A 14,041-nucleotide genomic window follows, 5' to 3' on the forward strand; every position below is an offset into this window, starting at 1 on the left:
GGAGGAATTGTAATGGCTATCAATGATATTAATATCTCGCGTTCTATTATTGATGAGTATTATGCTTTCACCAGCGAAATTTTGGATTGTGATGTGGCTATTGTAGGAGGAGGACCGGCCGGGCTGACGGCAGGTTATTATACTGCGTCTAAAGGGTTAAGAACAGTAATTTTTGAAAGCAGGCTTTCTCCGGGCGGAGGCATGTGGGGAGGAGGAATGCTTTTTAACCAGATAGTTTTTCAAAAAGAAGCCGGAGATATTTTGAATGAGTTGGGCATAGAATATCGGGAAAATGAAAAAGGCTATCTGGTAGCTCCTTCCTACCGGGCGGTGGCCAGCCTTATTCTCAAAGCCGACAAAGCAGGAGCCAAAATTTTAAACGGTATAACCACGGAAGATGTTATGGTCCGGGAAAACCGGGTGTGCGGGGTAGTTATAAACTGGACACCGGTTGTAAACCTGGGGATGCATGTTGATCCCTTAACGGTTGGAGCAAAGGTGGTAATTGATGCTACCGGACATGATGCCCGGGTGGTAAATACCTGGCTTGATAAATCAGGGAGCAGTTTGCCGATTGATGATAGAATGAGGATTAAAACCGCTTCTATGTGGGCGGAAAAAGGGGAAGAGCTGGTAGTAGAATATACTGATTTTGTAACCCCAGGGCTTATAGCTGCCGGAATGAGTGTAAGCTCACTGTGGCAAACTCCGCGTATGGGTCCGATTTTTGGAGGTATGCTTCTTTCAGGGCGGAAAGCAGCCTGTCTGGCAGAAGACTATATAAAAAATAATTTTAAATAGGATGTGATAATATGATGACTCAGCTTATTAGAGCCAGAAAAGGAGAAATTACCCCTGAAATGAAGAAAGTAAGCGAAATGGAGGATTTGCCACCGGAAGAAATAAGAGAGGGGGTTGCAGAAGGCTTTATAGTCATTCCGGCCAATTTGAAACATAAGGATTTAAAGGTATGCGGGATTGGCAAAGGCCTAAAAACCAAGGTTAATGCCAATCTGGGTGTGTCAAAAGAGGCTTCCTGCGTAGAAGAGGAGATGAAAAAGCTTGAAACAGCCTTGAAGAGCGGAGCAGATACGGTAATGGATTTAAGTTTGGGACCTGTGAGAGATGACATAAGGAGAAGGTTTATTGAGCTTGCTGGGGTGCCGGTGGGAACTGTTCCAATCTATCATGCATCGGCGGAAGCTGAAGAAAAGTATGGAGATATTTTGGCTATGACGGAAGAGGATATGTTTAGAGCCTTAGAAACCCATATTGAAGACGGGGTGGATTTTGTAACCGTCCACTGCGGTATAAACCGGGAATCCTTAGCCTGTCTTGACAAAAATCCCCGGCTTATGGGAATAGTAAGCCGAGGTGGGGCCATAACTGCCGCCTGGATGAAAAAACACAGCAAAGAAAATCCTTTTTATGAATATTTTGAAGATATTTTAAAACTTTGTGCCAGATATGATACAGTTTTAAGTTTGGGTGACGGAATGAGGCCGGGAGCAGTAATAGATGCCAATGATCCGTCCCAAATTGAAGAGACGATTATTTTAGGTGAATTGGTCAAAAAGGCCAGGGAATACGGGGTGCAGGTGATGGTAGAAGGGCCGGGGCATATGACATTAGATAGAATAAAGGCTTGTGTTGATTTGCAAAAAACTTTATGTCATGATGCTCCTTTTTATATTTTAGGACCTCTGGTTACGGATATAGCTCCTGGTTATGATCATATTGGAGCAGCTATAGGGGGAGCATGGGCTGCTTTTTACGGGGCTGATTTTCTGTGTTGTGTAACACCGGCTGAGCATTTGGGACTGCCAGATAAGGAAGATATGAGAGAAGGGGTGATTGCTGCCCGACTGGCTGCTCATGCGGCTGATATAGCCAAGGGGAAAAAAGAGCTTATTAAAAGGGATATAGAAATATCAAAAGCCAGAAAAAATCTGGACTGGGAAGGACAAATAAAATTATCGCTGGATCCGGAAAAGGCTGATGTGCTTTATCGGAGGAAAAACCACGAAACATGTTCAGGAGAGGCCTGTTCCATGTGCGGGGATTACTGTGCGGTGAGGCTTAACCGAGAGCTTTAAATTAAATAGTGAAATATAGAGGATATTTAGTTTTAACGCAAGGCAGTCAGCAAAAACGAATGCTGGCTGTCTCTTGATTTTTGCCAGTTGCAGCAGTTTTTGCAACTATATAAAAGTTTGTGTAAAAGCTTATAAAAGAGGGTATGGAGAAAGGCAGAGAACAGGAAAAAGAAAAACAGCTGAAACAGGAACACAATCATTGATAACAAAGATAACCGGACTATCTATGTAATGAATAAAAATAAATTGGAAAAAGACCCCGGCACAAATGGTAAGCGGCTGGGATTTTCTTTTTTATTTTGGAAATTACCTGATTATGCTCATTTCTCTTGTTTTACTATTATTATTTTATTCCAGCCATATGATTTTTATTTTTTCAGCCGCTTTGGCACAGTTTTCCGCTTTTAATATAGCAGAGGCTACGGCGATGCCTTTGACTCCGGTGTTTTTAAGCCGGGGTAAGTTGGAGCTGTTGATGCCGCCTATAGCTACTATCGGGATTTTTATATGGGAACAGATGATTTTGAGTTTTTCGGTTCCGACTACCGGAGCAGGGTTTTGTTTGGTAGTGGTAGGGAACACAGGCCCGATTCCTATATAATCTGCCCCTTCTTTTTCGGCTTCAAGGGCTTGGTCTAATGTATTGGCAGTTGCCCCGATTATTTTATCTCTACCTATAATTTGGCGCACTTTTCCTAAGGGTAAGTCCTTCTGTCCTACATGAACCCCGTCTGCATCTGCTGCTAAAGCTATATCTGCCCGGTCATCTATGATAAGAGGGGTTTTATATTTTTTTAATTCCTTTTTAAGCAGGCAAGCTAATTCATAGAATTGACGGTCGGGGATATTTTTAGCTCTCAGCTGAACTAAAGATACTCCCCCCTGAACTGCGGACAGAATTTTATCTACCGGATTTGAGCTGCCTAAAAGCTCATAGTCGGCAATAAGATATATGGAATAATCGATTTTGTTCATTCTATAAGCCCTCCTTATTGTTGGGAAAGTGGTTCAGTATTCTGCTTCCTTTTCCTGGAGTAAAGCTTTCTTTTATGGTTTTTTCTACATATTGTTTGGCTTTTTGGGCAGCTTTTACTATGTCTTTTTCCCTCGCTAAATAGTAAGCCAGGGCTGAAGAAAAGGTGCATCCGGTGCCATGAGGGCTTTCTACCGGGATTTTTTCCCCAAAAAGATGGTGAATGCCATTTTCTCCGGCGATTATGTCGATGGGGTTTTCCGGAAGATGCCCGCCTTTTATGATTACCCACTTGCTGCCTTTTTCTAAAAGCTTTGCTGCTCCTTTTTCCATATCAGATATGTTTTTAAGGGGATAACCGAGCAGTACTTCAGCTTCCGGCAGGTTGGGAGTGATTACGGTGGATAAAGGGAACAATTCTTCAACCATTCTGCTGACAGCTTCTTTTTTGAGCAGGGAATCACCGCTTTTGGCTACCATAACCGGATCGAGAACAACAGGGATAGAAGGATTTATTTGTTTTAAAAATGAAGCGGTGATTTTTATAATTTCAGGGCTGTAAAGCATGCCTATTTTTACTGCATCGATGGGGATGTCGTTAAATATTGCTTCCAGCTGAGCTTTAACTATATTAGGGTTTATTTCCTGCACAGCTGAAACCTGACGGGTATTCTGGGCGGTAACTGCGGTTATGACACAAAGTCCGTATCCGCCTAAAGAGGATATGGTTTTTAAATCCGCCTGGATTCCGGCGCCGCTGCAGGAATCTGAACCGGCGATAGTTAATACTTTTAGCACTTTATCTCCTCCCTTAATTTATAAAAAATATAAAAGGGTAAACCAGCCAAAAAGAAGGTTTACCCTTTTATGTTTATAAATGCTTCCCTTCGCTGGCATTATCCAGATCAGGTTCTAAGGGTTCTGAAGCAAACTTCAGTCTCAGCCCTTAAAGGCTCCCCCAGCGCTAAATTATTAAATTTTAATCAGAAAGCAGCATTTAATCTTGAGGTTTGATTATGTTTTTATCCCTTTCCAAGGGTTCCTTTGTATAGAGATGACCGACAAGGGTTTCTTCAGTTTTTCCTTCGATTAATATCTGAACTTTTTTTATACCTTCAAGTTCAGTAAGAGAATTTACTATTGACATTACTGTCATGGTCTCACCCGTGCTTCCTCCCCAGTGTTTTGTTTTTATTTCCTCTGAAAAGTCTGCATAGGCAATCTCATCTTTTATTTCTATTCCTAAGAGTTTAGCTTCTGGAGGGATAGTCCGGAATAAATTTTCATCTTCAGGGCCTTTTATGAGCTCTTTAACAATTTTTTCGGCTAAATCAGTTTTATCTGCGTTTTTATCAATTTTTACTTCTCTGATTTCCGGCACTAGATAAATGGCATCTTTATCTGAAAAATACAAAGTTATTTTTTTGGCTGTTAACTGTGTTTTTGGAGGTTCAGGAGTTTTTTCTGAAGAAGAATCGAAGAGCTTGCAGCCATTAGTAAGGAGAAGAGTGCTTATAAAAAAAACTGTAAGAAAAAGATAAAGGATTTTGTTTTTTTTCATAGTATCATCCTTTCCCGAATATGTATTTTAATGGTGATTGGACACGTTTATAAAACTAACTACGCTCTATATATGTATATCTTACAGTTTTTACGGGAAAAATAAAAGCTAAAAGCAAATGGGAGGAGAGGTATTTGACGGATAATTTAAAACAATTTATTGACATAGTAACAGAAAATTTAGTTTCACGGTGGGAAGAAATTGAACAGGAAATAGATAAAATAATGAATAGAGATGGGCAGCCGGAAGAAATCGTCCGGGAAGCTTATCTTTTGAAAGAGGAAATAAATAAAGTTAAAGCTGTCCTTAAAGATTTGTAAATCTTTTATTAACTTCGTTGACAGGAAGCTTAACCTTTGTTAGTATCAAAATATAAAACTTAATAGGAGAAACGCGAAAGTGTGCCTAGGGTTCCGCATGCACAGCATGGTCTGGTCCAAGTGGCACAGGTGCTTGTACTGGACAGGCACTACACCGTATAGGGATAAAAGCCCAGGCGGACAGGTTTCGTTTCGAACCTGTCCCTTGGGCTTTTTAATTTTAATTTGAGGGAGGGATATGATGCCTAAAGTTGGCATTATTATGGGGAGTGATTCTGATCTGCCGGTTATGAAAGAAGCCGCAGATATTTTGGAAAAGCTAGGGATAGAATATGAATTCAAGGTTTGTTCCGCCCACCGACTGCCGAAGGAGACGGCTGAATATGCGGAAAGAGCTGAAGAAAGAGGTTTTGATGTAATTATTGCCGGTGCTGGAGGGGCTGCTCATCTTCCAGGAGTGATTGCGGCTTATACCGTTCTGCCAGTTATAGGTGTTCCGATTAAGACCTCGACTTTATCCGGAGTAGATTCGCTTTATTCTATCGTACAGATGCCTAGAGGAATTCCGGTTGCTACTGTTGCCATTAACGGCAGTGCCAATGCTGCTATACTTGCGGCTGAAATAATTGGGGTAAATGATGAGAAAATAAGGCAAAATATAAAAAATTACCGCCGAAAAATGGCAGAGGAAGTAAAAGATAAGGATACCAAACTTCAAGAGCTTGGGGCTACAGCTTATTTAGAGCAAAAGGGAGGAAAGTAAATGATTGAGAGATATACCTTGCCGGAAATGGGTCATATTTGGAGCGAAAAAAATAAGCTTAACAACTGGCTTAAGATTGAAATTGCCGCCTGTGAAGCATGGGCTCTTTTGGGCCATATTCCTGAAGAAGCAGTAGAAGCTATAAAGAAAAAGGCTGACTTTAATATTGAGCGTATAAGAGAGATTGAGGCTGAGGTTCATCATGATGTTATTGCCTTTCTTACCAATGTTGCAGAATATGTAGGGGAAGAATCAAAGTATATCCATTTAGGTATGACTTCTTCTGATATATTAGATACAGGGCTTGCTATGCAGATGCGGGATTCAGCTGATCTTATACTGAAAAAGCTGGCTCAGCTTAAAGAAGTAGTAGGAGAAAAAGCCAAAAAATACAAATATACTCTGATTATCGGTCGAACCCATGGAATACATGGAGAACCTACTACTTTTGGGCTTAAGATGGCTTTGTGGTATACGGAGATAGAGAGAAATATCGAAAGGCTTAAACAGGCTAAAGAAATGATATCTTACGGGGCTATTTCGGGAGCGGTAGGCAATTTTGCCCATCTTGACCCCCGGGTAGAAGAGTATGTATGTGAAAAGCTGGGTTTAAAGCCTTGTCCGGTATCAACCCAGATTATACAGCGTGATCGCCACGCCCAGTTTATGTGCACTCTTGCGGTTATAGCCAGTTCTTTAGAAAAAATGGCAACTGAAATCAGAAATCTTCAGAGAACTGATATTTTAGAAGTTGAAGAGCCTTTTCGCAAAGGGCAGAAAGGCTCTTCCGCCATGCCCCACAAGCGCAATCCTATGATGAGTGAGAGGGTGGCCGGACTTTCTCGGGTAGTAAGGGGGAATGCCCTGGCTGCCATGGAAAATGTTGCCCTTTGGCATGAACGGGATTTGACCCATTCTTCAGTGGAAAGGGTTATTATTCCCGACAGTTGTATTCTGGTTGATTATATGCTGGCAAAATTTATAGGAATTATGGAAGGATTAGTGGTCTATGAAGATAACATGCTGGAAAATATTAATAAGACACGGGGATTAGTTTTTTCCCAGGAGCTTATGCTGGCTCTGGTCAAGAAAGGGATTTTGAGGGAAGAGGCTTATAGGATGGTGCAGAGAAATGCCATGAGAAGCTGGAAGGAAAGGCTTGATTTTAAAGAGCTTGTTTTGAATGATGATGAGATTATGGGCATTATTACCCCGGATGAACTGGAAGCTGTTTTCGATCTTTCTTTATATACGCAAAATGTTGATTATATCTTTAAGCGGTGTGGTCTTGAATAAAATAGCGGGAGGGATTTGGTAATGGCGGTTAGAGGAGAATTTTTGTATGAAGGGAAAGCTAAAAAGATTTATGCAACAGAGGACCCTAAAGTGTTGTGGATGTATTACAAAGATGATGCTACTGCTTTTGACGGGGCTAAGAAAGGCATCATAAATAACAAAGGAATTATGAATAACCGGGTTTCTAACCTTTTATTCCGCCTTTTAGAGGAAAACGGAGTGGAAACCCATCTTATTGAACCTTTGGATGAACGCAATGTTCTGGTTAAAAAACTCGATATGATACCAGTTGAGATAGTAGTTCGCAATAAGGTGGCGGGAAGTCTTGCCAAAAGACTAGGGATAGAGGAAGGAACTGACCTTAAGGGGACGATAATTGAGCTTTATTATAAAAACGACGAACTGGGAGACCCGATGATAAACGAATACCATGCGGAAGTTATGGGATGGGCTACCCGGAATGAGCTTAAAGAGATGCAGGAAAAGGCTCTTAAAATAAATCAGGTTTTAGTTCATTTCTTTGACAGCATAGGGATTATACTGGTTGACTATAAGCTGGAATTTGGACGTTTAGATGGCAGGGTCATTTTAGGAGATGAAATATCTCCCGATACCTGCCGGCTCTGGGATAAGGAGAGCCTTGAAAAACTGGACAAGGATCGCTTCCGCCGTAATCTGGGGAAAGAGGAAGAGGCATACATGGAGGTAGTGCGCAGGATAGAGGCTAAATTAGGTTAAGAGGAGCCTGTCAATTTAAGGGAGGGTGAGCATTTTGTATAAAGTTGATGTTTTTGTAGTTTTAAAGCCTGGGGTTTTAGATCCTAAAGGGGAAGCAGTGAAAAAATCCCTCAATGTTATGGGATATGAAGGAGTAAATGAAGTTAGAATTGGGAAATTCATTGAAGTATGGCTAGATGCCGAAAGCCGGGAAGATGCTTTAAGACAGGCAGAAAAGATGAGTAAAGAGCTTTTGGCTAATCCGGTGATCGAAGATTACCGGGTTAAGATTGTGGAGGGTGAATAAGGCTATGAGATTTGGTATTGTGGTTTTTCCCGGCTCTAATTGTGATGCAGACTGCTATTATGTGATAAAAGATGTGATGCATGAGGAAGCTTTTTATGTATGGCATAAGGAAAGGGATTTAAGTTCTTTTGATGCGGTTATTTTGCCGGGGGGATTTTCTTACGGCGATTATTTGAGGGCAGGGGCTATTGCCCGCTTTTCGCCGGTTATGTCGGCAGTGAAGGAATTTGCTGATAAAGGCGGATTAGTTATAGGCATATGCAACGGCTTTCAAATCCTTTTAGAGGCCGGACTTTTACCGGGAGCGATGCTTCGCAATAAAAGCCTTAAATTTATCTGCGATCAGGTTCATCTCAAAGTAAGCCGCACAGACACACCATTTACCCATCTATTTTCTGAAGGAGAAGTTATAAAAATCCCGATTGCACATGGTGAAGGCAATTATTACTGTGATCCCGAAACCTTGGAAAGTTTAAAGTCCAATCGGCAGATTATATTTACCTACTCAAGCCCGGAAGGATTGGAAGATGAAGAGTATAATCCCAACGGTTCTATCGCTAATATTGCTGGCATTATAAATAAAAAAGGAAATGTTTTGGGGATGATGCCTCATCCGGAAAGATGTAGTGAAGCTGTGTTAGGAGGAACCGACGGTTTTAAGGTTTTTGCTTCCATGATTAATTGGGCAAAGGAGGCATCAAGATGAAGAATAATATGTCATACCGGGATTTAGGGATAGGTGATGATGAATACAGGATGATTCTTGATTTTATGGGAAGGGAGCCTAATGAGCTGGAGCTAGGCATGTTTTCCGTTATGTGGTCGGAGCATTGCGGCTATAAAAATTCCCGTCCACTTCTAAAGCTTTTCCCGACTAAAGGTGAACATGTGATTCAAGGACCTGGTGAAAATGCCGGGGTGATAGACATAGGAGATAATGATGCGCTAGTTTTCAAGATTGAAAGCCACAACCATCCTTCGGCTATAGAACCTTACCAGGGAGCAGCAACCGGGGTGGGAGGCATAGTCCGGGATATATTTACCATGGGAGCAAGACCGGTTGCTTTATTAAATTCCCTGCGTTTTGGAGAACCGTATGATGAAAGGGTAAAAGAGCTTTTGGCCGGAGTAGTCGCTGGAATAGGGGATTACGGCAACTGTCTTGGCATACCGACGGTTGGAGGAGAAATTTATTTTAATGACTGCTATAAGGAAAATCCTCTGGTTAATGCCATGTGCATAGGACTGGTTAAGAAAGATGAAATAAAAAGAGCTGTGGCCAGCAGAATAGGAAGCCCGATAATGCTGGTGGGGGCCAAGACGGGAAGAGATGGTATCCATGGAGCTACTTTTGCTTCAGAAGAACTTTCGGAAGAATCAACTGCTAAAAGACCTGCTGTCCAGGTGGGAGATCCTTTTATGGAAAAGCTATTGATTGAAGCGTGTTTAGAGCTTATAAAGGAAGACTTAATAGACGGGATGCAGGACTTAGGGGCGGCAGGGCTTGTAAGCTCGGTTGCGGAAACTGCAAGCAAAGAGGGGTGCGGGGTGGTAATTGATGTTTTAAAGGTTCCGCGACGAGAAGAAGGTATGACTCCCTATGAAGTAATGCTTTCCGAATCCCAGGAACGGATGCTGGTTATTCCAAAAGAAGGCAAAGAGAAAAGGATTGCTGAAATCTTTGATAAATGGGGTTTAGATGCCGTAGTTATTGGACAGGTTACTGATGATGGCATTTTCCGGGTATTTGAGGGGGAAAAAGAGGTTGCAGCGGTTCCGGTAGTTGCCCTTACCGAAGGATGTCCAGTTTATGTAAGAGAAGGAATAAAACCTGATTATTACCGAAAAGTGCAGGGATTGAACGAAGATGAGCTGCTTTCAGTAAATTTGACGGAAGCCTTTAAGAAGCTTTTGGCTTCGCCTAATATTGCCAGCAAGAAATGGGTTTTTTCGCAGTATGATTATCAGGTTATGACTAATACAGTAGTTGTGCCAGGGGATGGGGATGCGGCAGTTTTGCGAATTAAGGGGACTAAAAAGGGTTTTGCCGCCTCTACCGACTGCAACAGTCGCATGGTTTATCTTAACCCTTATGAAGGCGGAATGATGACAGTATGTGAAGCTGCCCGCAACTTAGCGTGTGTAGGGGCCAAGCCTTTAGCCTTAACCAACTGTCTTAATTTTGGCAATCCGGAAAAACCAGAGATTTACTGGCAGTTTAAAGAGGCTGTAAAAGGCATGGCAAAAGCGGCTGAATTTTTAGGAACTCCGGTAGTAAGCGGAAATGTAAGCCTTTATAACGAGAGCAGCAATGGAGCAGTTTATCCTACCCCGGTAGTAGGCATGGTTGGGCTTCTCGAAGATATTGAAAACCGCCGTGATATGGCTTTTAAAAATGAAGGGGATATTATCTGCCTTTTAGGAAGATTGCGCCGGGAGCTTGGAGGATCTGAATATCTTTATGTCTGTCACGGTATGGAGAGCGGAAGGGTTCCGGAAGTAGATTTGGAGGAGGAGAAAAGTCTCATCAACCTGCTTTTAGAACTGACATCTCTTAAAGTCCTGTCATCATGCCACGATATAAGCGAAGGAGGCCTGGCGGTCGCCTTAGCTGAGTCTGCCATAAAGGGCGGAATAGGTTTTAGTGTTAAACTTGAATCGCTTGATGCAGGAATTCTGTTTTCCGAAGCTCCTACCCGAGCAGTTGTAAGCCTTAATAAAGATAATATTTCCAAACTTAAAGAAGTGTCATCTAAGTGGGGGATTGAGGTGCATGTCCTGGGAAGAACAGGCGGTGAGGAGATTATTATAGCCGGGGAAGAAAATGAAGCTGTAAGCTTAAATTTGGAGGAAGCCCGGCAGATTTGGGGGGAAAGGCTTCAATGTTTAATGAAATAGATGATAAGCTTCGGCATGAGTGTGGGGTTTTTGGCATATTTGCCAGGGAAAAGAACGATATTGATGTGGCAAGGACTGCTTTTTACGGACTTTATGCCCTTCAGCACAGGGGACAGGAGAGTGCGGGTATTGCTGTATCTGATGGAAAAAGGATTAAATTGACCAAAGGAATGGGACTGGTTACCGAGGTCATCCGCAGTGAGAACATATCCAGCTTAAATGGCCATATTGCGATAGGGCATGTCCGTTATTCCACTACCGGCGAGAGCAGCGCGGTAAATGCCCAGCCTTTACTATTTCATTATCTTAACGGGATGGTAGCCCTTGCTCATAATGGGAACCTGGTTAATGCCGAAGGCTTAAGAAAGCGTCTGGCTACTTATGGTTCAGTTTTTCAAACTACTACGGATACTGAAGTGGTAGCAAACCTTCTTGCCCGCTATTCCCAGGACAAGATGGAAGATGCTCTGGCTAAATGCATGATTGATATGAAGGGAGCCTATTCCCTTTTAATAATGACGGAAGATAGGTTGGTAGGGGTAAGGGATCCTTTGGGAATACGCCCTCTTTGTTTGGGAGCTATTAATAACAGCTATGTTTTAGCTTCTGAGTCGGCAGCTTTAGATACGGTAGGTGCTGATTTTATACGCGATGTGGAGCCTGGAGAGATTATAGTCATTGATGAAGAAGGATTACATTCAATAAGGGCGGTTAATCTTCCGGTTCGTGCCCACTGTATCTTTGAATATATTTATTTTGCCCGTCCTGACAGCACGCTGGATGGAATTAATGTATATAAAGCCAGAAGAGAACTGGGAAAACAGTTAGCACGGGAAAATAAAATAGATGCCGATCTGGTTATATCAGTACCTGATTCCGGGACAGCATCGGCTTTAGGATATGCGGACGAATCAGGACTTCCTTTTGAAGAAGGGCTTATGAAGAACAGGTATGTAGGAAGGACTTTTATCCAGCCTACACAGCAGATGCGTGAGCTCGGGGTAAGGCTCAAGCTTAATGCCATTGAAGAAGTTGTTAAGGATAAGCGTCTTATTATGATTGATGACTCAATTGTTCGGGGAACTACCAGTAAAAAGATAATTCAAATGCTTAGGGAGGCAGGGGCTAAAGAGATACACATGCTGATAGCATCTTCGCCTACCCGCTTCCCATGCTACTACGGCATAGATACTTCCCGCAGGGAAGAGCTTATTGCAAACAAGATGGATATTGAGGCTATACGCCAGTTTATAGGTGCTGACAGTCTTTATTATATAAGCATGGAAGGCATGTTTTCAGCATTAAAACGGGATGATAAATTTTTCTGTGCGGCCTGCTTCAGCGGAAATTATCCAGTCCAACCTCAGGAGAGAGGGAGGTAGACTATGGAAAATAAAACAATGACTTATAAAGAGGCCGGGGTAGATATTGATGCGGCCAATAAATCGGTAGAGATGATAAAAAAATGGGTGGAAATGACTAAGAGACCGGAAGTTTTGTCAGGTATAGGGGCTTTTGGCGGTTTTTTTGCCCTGGATATTAATAAGTACCGCGAGCCAGTTTTAGTTTCGGGGACTGATGGAGTAGGAACTAAGCTTAAAATTGCCCAGCTTTTGAATAAACATGATACCGTAGGCATTGACCTTGTCGCTATGTGTGTAAACGATATTTTGGTTCATGGAGCCGAGCCTTTATTTTTCCTGGATTATATAGCAGTTGGCAAATTAAAGTCTGAAGTGGTCGAGGACTTAGTAAAAGGAGTAAGTATGGGTTGTCTTGAAGCAGGCTGCAGTTTAATAGGTGGGGAAACCGCAGAAATGCCGGGTCTTTACGGCGAAGATGAATATGATTTGGCCGGTTTTGCCGTAGGGGTAGTTGAAAAATCAAGGCTCATTGACGGAAGCAGGATAGAAGAGGGTGATATTATAATAGCCCTTCCTTCTTCCGGTCTTCATTCCAACGGTTATTCTTTAGCCCGCAAGGTTCTTTTAGAAGAAGCCGGGTTTAAGCTTGGTGAGAATATTAAAGAACTGGGGAAAACCTTGGGAGAAGAGCTTTTAACCCCTACCCGAATATATGTAAAATCTGTGCTTCCTCTTTTAGACGTGGTAGAGATAAAAGGTATGGCTCATATTACCGGCGGAGGGATACCGGAAAACTTATCCCGAATAATTCCGACAGGGCTTACCGGAGTGATAGAAAGCAGTCGTTTGCCGATTTTGCCGGTATTCAGGCTGATTGAAAAATGGGGAAGGGTGAAAAAAGAAGAAATGTTTAGAACTTTTAATCTTGGGACAGGATTTTTAATTATAACTGCACCACATCACCTTGATAAAGTTTTAAATCATTTGCATATTAGAGAAGAAAAGCCTATAGTAATAGGCAAGGTCGAAAAAGGAGAAGAAAGGGTTAGGATTATATGATACAGGTAATAAAGCCGGGAAAACTTAAGCTTGGGGTCTTGGCCTCCGGAAGGGGGAGCAATTTTTTGGCTATATATGAGGCTATTAAAGAGGAAAAATTGAATGCTGAAATCAAGGTTTTGATAAGTGATAAAAAAGATGCCCCGGCTTTAAAAAAGGCTGAAGAGAGAGGAATAGACTCTGTTTTAATTGATCCTGCCCTTTTTGAAAACAAAGAAAGCTTTGAAAAAAGAATAGTTACTGTTCTTAAGGAGTATGAAGTTGATCTGATTGTTTTAGCCGGCTATATGCGGCTTTTAGGAAAAACGGTGCTAAAGGCTTATCCCCTGCGGATAGTAAATATTCATCCTGCTCTTTTACCTTCTTTTACTGGACTTGATGCCCAGAGGCAGGCTTTAGAATATGGTGTGAGATATAGCGGATGTACTGTGCACATAGTTGATGAAGGCATGGACACCGGGCCTATTATTTTGCAGGCAGTTGTGCCAGTTTACCAGGATGATACGGTAGAAAGTTTATCTGAGCGGATTTTGCAGGAAGAACATAAGATTTATTGGCAGGCTATTAAGCTTTTAAGTGAAGGTCGGGTTTATCTCGAAGGGCGAAGGATAATTATCATGGATGAAAGAAAAGGTGCTGTTAACTTAAATATGATGAAAAAGCTTAAGCAATCATAGAAACCCAGCG

15 protein-coding genes and 1 riboswitch are annotated in these 14,041 nt (G+C 42.1%); of the genes, 12 read left to right on the top strand and 3 right to left on the bottom strand.

From position 1 onward, the window contains the following. The first annotated feature begins 12 nt into the window (after positions 1 to 12). Together H0Z36_RS01835 and thiC are read left to right on the top strand one after the other, a co-directional pair. Positions 13 to 801, top strand: a complete 789-nt coding sequence (locus H0Z36_RS01835) for a sulfide-dependent adenosine diphosphate thiazole synthase (protein WP_296863334.1) — start codon at positions 13 to 15, stop codon at positions 799 to 801. 14 nt (positions 802 to 815) lie between these two features. Further along, positions 816 to 2,096 (top strand): phosphomethylpyrimidine synthase ThiC, encoded by a 1,281-nt coding sequence (gene thiC, locus H0Z36_RS01840; RefSeq protein WP_296863366.1) that lies wholly within the window; start codon positions 816 to 818, stop codon positions 2,094 to 2,096. 348 nt (positions 2,097 to 2,444) lie between these two features. Here the strand turns inward: thiC and thiE are convergent, their stop codons facing one another. The 3 genes from thiE to H0Z36_RS01855 form a co-directional block, all read right to left on the bottom strand. After that, positions 2,445 to 3,071, bottom strand: coding sequence for a thiamine phosphate synthase (gene thiE, locus H0Z36_RS01845; protein WP_296863335.1), 627 nt, complete (start codon positions 3,069 to 3,071; stop codon positions 2,445 to 2,447). 1 nt (position 3,072) lies between these two features. Further along, positions 3,073 to 3,867 (bottom strand): bifunctional hydroxymethylpyrimidine kinase/phosphomethylpyrimidine kinase, encoded by a 795-nt coding sequence (thiD, locus tag H0Z36_RS01850; protein ID WP_296863336.1) that lies wholly within the window; start codon positions 3,865 to 3,867, stop codon positions 3,073 to 3,075. Positions 3,868 to 3,934: 67 nt separating this feature from the next. After that, positions 3,935 to 4,039, bottom strand: a riboswitch (TPP riboswitch). A gap of 27 nt (positions 4,040 to 4,066) precedes the next feature. Further along, on the bottom strand, positions 4,067 to 4,630 hold the full coding sequence (locus H0Z36_RS01855; RefSeq protein ID WP_296863337.1) for a GerMN domain-containing protein: 564 nt from the start codon (positions 4,628 to 4,630) through the stop codon (positions 4,067 to 4,069). 134 nt (positions 4,631 to 4,764) lie between these two features. On the opposite strand from H0Z36_RS01855, the gene H0Z36_RS01860 reads away from it, so the two are divergent. The 10 genes from H0Z36_RS01860 (at position 4,765) to purN (ending at position 14,031) form a co-directional block, all read left to right on the top strand. Continuing rightward, positions 4,765 to 4,950 (top strand): hypothetical protein, encoded by a 186-nt coding sequence (locus tag H0Z36_RS01860; RefSeq protein ID WP_296863338.1) that lies wholly within the window; start codon positions 4,765 to 4,767, stop codon positions 4,948 to 4,950. A 241-nt stretch (positions 4,951 to 5,191) separates the two neighbouring features. Then, a complete protein-coding gene (purE, locus tag H0Z36_RS01865; protein WP_296863368.1) occupies positions 5,192 to 5,713 on the top strand; it encodes a 5-(carboxyamino)imidazole ribonucleotide mutase in 522 nt (173 codons plus the stop codon). Then, positions 5,714 to 7,009, top strand: coding sequence for an adenylosuccinate lyase (purB, locus tag H0Z36_RS01870; RefSeq protein WP_296863339.1), 1,296 nt, complete (start codon positions 5,714 to 5,716; stop codon positions 7,007 to 7,009). A gap of 21 nt (positions 7,010 to 7,030) precedes the next feature. Continuing rightward, positions 7,031 to 7,747, top strand: coding sequence for a phosphoribosylaminoimidazolesuccinocarboxamide synthase (gene purC / locus H0Z36_RS01875; protein WP_296863340.1), 717 nt, complete (start codon positions 7,031 to 7,033; stop codon positions 7,745 to 7,747). A gap of 25 nt (positions 7,748 to 7,772) precedes the next feature. Next, a complete protein-coding gene (gene purS / locus H0Z36_RS01880; protein WP_296863341.1) occupies positions 7,773 to 8,033 on the top strand; it encodes a phosphoribosylformylglycinamidine synthase subunit PurS in 261 nt (86 codons plus the stop codon). A 4-nt stretch (positions 8,034 to 8,037) separates the two neighbouring features. Further along, positions 8,038 to 8,739, top strand: coding sequence for a phosphoribosylformylglycinamidine synthase subunit PurQ (gene purQ / locus H0Z36_RS01885; RefSeq protein WP_296863371.1), 702 nt, complete (start codon positions 8,038 to 8,040; stop codon positions 8,737 to 8,739). Continuing rightward, positions 8,736 to 10,931 (top strand): phosphoribosylformylglycinamidine synthase subunit PurL, encoded by a 2,196-nt coding sequence (purL, locus tag H0Z36_RS01890; protein WP_296863342.1) that lies wholly within the window; start codon positions 8,736 to 8,738, stop codon positions 10,929 to 10,931. Before purQ ends, purL begins: the two co-directional genes overlap by 4 nt. After that, entirely contained in the window at positions 10,916 to 12,313 is a 1,398-nt protein-coding gene (purF, locus tag H0Z36_RS01895; RefSeq protein ID WP_296863343.1) for an amidophosphoribosyltransferase, read from the top strand. Before purL ends, purF begins: the two co-directional genes overlap by 16 nt. 3 nt (positions 12,314 to 12,316) lie before the next feature. Beyond that, entirely contained in the window at positions 12,317 to 13,354 is a 1,038-nt protein-coding gene (gene purM, locus H0Z36_RS01900) for a phosphoribosylformylglycinamidine cyclo-ligase (RefSeq protein ID WP_296863344.1), read from the top strand. Then, positions 13,351 to 14,031, top strand: a complete 681-nt coding sequence (purN, locus tag H0Z36_RS01905; RefSeq protein WP_296863345.1) for a phosphoribosylglycinamide formyltransferase — start codon at positions 13,351 to 13,353, stop codon at positions 14,029 to 14,031. Before purM ends, purN begins: the two co-directional genes overlap by 4 nt. The last annotated feature ends 10 nt before the right edge of the window (positions 14,032 to 14,041 follow it).

This window comes from Thermosyntropha sp. (assembly GCF_017656155.1).
Classification (GTDB): domain Bacteria; phylum Bacillota; class Syntrophomonadia; order Syntrophomonadales; family Syntrophomonadaceae; genus Thermosyntropha.

Bases quoted from the DNA above. Each gene is read 5' to 3' on its own strand.
- purM (WP_296863344.1), top strand. From the start codon at position 12,317: ATGGAAAATAAAACAATGACTTATAAAGAGGCCGGGGTAGATATTGAT.
- H0Z36_RS01835 (WP_296863334.1), top strand. From the start codon at position 13: ATGGCTATCAATGATATTAATATCTCGCGTTCTATTATTGATGAGTAT.
- purE (WP_296863368.1), top strand. From the start codon at position 5,192: ATGCCTAAAGTTGGCATTATTATGGGGAGTGATTCTGATCTGCCGGTT.
- purF (WP_296863343.1), top strand. From the start codon at position 10,916: ATGTTTAATGAAATAGATGATAAGCTTCGGCATGAGTGTGGGGTTTTT.
- purL (WP_296863342.1), top strand. From the start codon at position 8,736: ATGAAGAATAATATGTCATACCGGGATTTAGGGATAGGTGATGATGAA.
- thiC (WP_296863366.1), top strand. From the start codon at position 816: ATGACTCAGCTTATTAGAGCCAGAAAAGGAGAAATTACCCCTGAAATG.
- purN (WP_296863345.1), top strand. From the start codon at position 13,351: ATGATACAGGTAATAAAGCCGGGAAAACTTAAGCTTGGGGTCTTGGCC.
- thiE (WP_296863335.1), bottom strand. From the start codon at position 3,071: ATGAACAAAATCGATTATTCCATATATCTTATTGCCGACTATGAGCTT.
- H0Z36_RS01855 (WP_296863337.1), bottom strand. From the start codon at position 4,630: ATGAAAAAAAACAAAATCCTTTATCTTTTTCTTACAGTTTTTTTTATA.
- purB (WP_296863339.1), top strand. From the start codon at position 5,714: ATGATTGAGAGATATACCTTGCCGGAAATGGGTCATATTTGGAGCGAA.
- purC (WP_296863340.1), top strand. From the start codon at position 7,031: ATGGCGGTTAGAGGAGAATTTTTGTATGAAGGGAAAGCTAAAAAGATT.
- purQ (WP_296863371.1), top strand. From the start codon at position 8,038: ATGAGATTTGGTATTGTGGTTTTTCCCGGCTCTAATTGTGATGCAGAC.